We start from the raw sequence: 1,442 nt of genomic DNA, 5'->3' as shown, positions 1-1,442 counted from the left end.
GCGGCAATGGCGGCGACATCGGCACGGCAACCCTGTTTGCGCATCTGCTGACGCTGTCCGACGACGATGTCCTGCGCCTCCTTGGCATCGTCATGGCCGAGACGCTTGAAGCCGGCAGCGCCGTCATCGAGGCGCTCGGCAATCATCTGAATGTCGACCTCGCCGCGTGCTGGCAACCGGACGACGCCTTCTTCGAGCTGTTGCGCGACAAGGAAATTGCCAATTCCATGCTTGCCGAGCTCGGCGGCAAGCCTGTCGCGGACGGCAATGTCGCCGAGAAGGTGAAGACGCAAAAGACGATTATCCGCGACTTTCTTTCCGGCGAGAACGGCCGCGAGAAGGTGGGAAGCTGGCTGCCGCGCTGGATGAAATTCCCGGTCGAAAGCTACACGCAGCGAGGCGGCTTCCGAACCGCCGATCAATGGGCGCGGGTCCGGTCCCTGTTCGGCTGCCAATAGGCGTCACGCTGGGCGGCGGCTGCCAGGTTGGCCGCCGCCCGGCAACGTACCCCGGCACTGGCCGCATGTTCGAGACCTTTGGCCCCCGCGTCCCCGCGGCACAATCCAGCCCGGCAAGCCGCCTTGATCCCGCATCAATCCGACCGTCGGATGCCTGTTCTGGCGCCCGACCCGTAGGCACGATCTCTTGTCGGCATGCCACGGCATCAGCCGCAGTCCCGCAAATCCCGTCTCTCCTGCCTGGCTGCAGCGACCGCGCTTGCCACGATCTCCATGCTCTGTGCCAGGACCATCCCCTGCGGCTGGCTTGTTGACCTTTGGACGGGTCCGGCCGCCCGAAACCCTCGCCAGCAGCTTTTTTCCCCGCCGCCTGCGGCGGCTTCCTCGCGCCGCTCCGCTTCAAAAAAGCTGCCTGCTCGGGTCCTCCGCTGGCGCTTCGGCCCTGTCGGGTTCAGGCGCTCCGGACGCGTCCATCACGGTCCGCCATCGCAGGGGATGGTCCCCGGCGACAGCAAAAGGAGACTTCGAAATGACCGCGATCGGTTACGTCAACAAGCAGGAAAACGGCGCCTACAAGGGCCAGCTCAAGACGCTCAGCGTCCGCGCCGACATCGACATCGTCCCCAACCAGGCCAAGAGCGCCGACAACCATCCCGACTACCGGGTGCTGACGCAAGGGGTCGAAGTTGGCGCCGGCTGGATCCGCACCGGCGAGACGTCCGGCAAGGATTATGTGAGCCTGTCGATTGCAGCGCCGGAGTTCGGGCCCCGCAAGCTCTACGCCAATCTGGGCCGCGCCGCCGGCCAGGACGATGACGACACCTACGCCATCATCTGGAACCCGGCCGATTGATCCGATCGGCCCCGGGCCCCCCCCCCCCCCCCCCCCGGGGGGGGGGGCCCCCCCGGGGGGGAAAGGGGGCCCCCCCCAAGAACCCCGGACCCGGGCGCCCCCCGTGGCCCAAACACGCCCCCCCCGAACCG

At 67.4% G+C, this 1,442-nt stretch carries 1 protein-coding gene and 1 pseudogene; both read left to right on the top strand.

The genetic code is table 11. The features are described from left to right. Positions 1-458: pseudogene (locus AC0L2U_RS34540) on the top strand (chromosome partitioning protein ParB); the annotation flags it as partial. Positions 459-987: 529 nt separating this feature from the next. Then, positions 988-1,311, top strand: a complete 324-nt coding sequence (locus tag AC0L2U_RS34535) for a DUF736 domain-containing protein (protein ID WP_473603675.1) — start codon at positions 988-990, stop codon at positions 1,309-1,311. Positions 1,312-1,442 lie beyond the last annotated feature (131 nt).

This window comes from Mesorhizobium sp. WSM4808, assembly GCF_055811675.1.
Note: the sequence above shows the minus strand (reverse complement) of the source record. Positions and strands in the feature narration are given on the sequence as shown.

Bases quoted from the DNA above. Each gene is read 5' to 3' on its own strand.
- AC0L2U_RS34535 (WP_473603675.1), top strand. From the start codon at position 988: ATGACCGCGATCGGTTACGTCAACAAGCAGGAAAACGGCGCCTACAAG.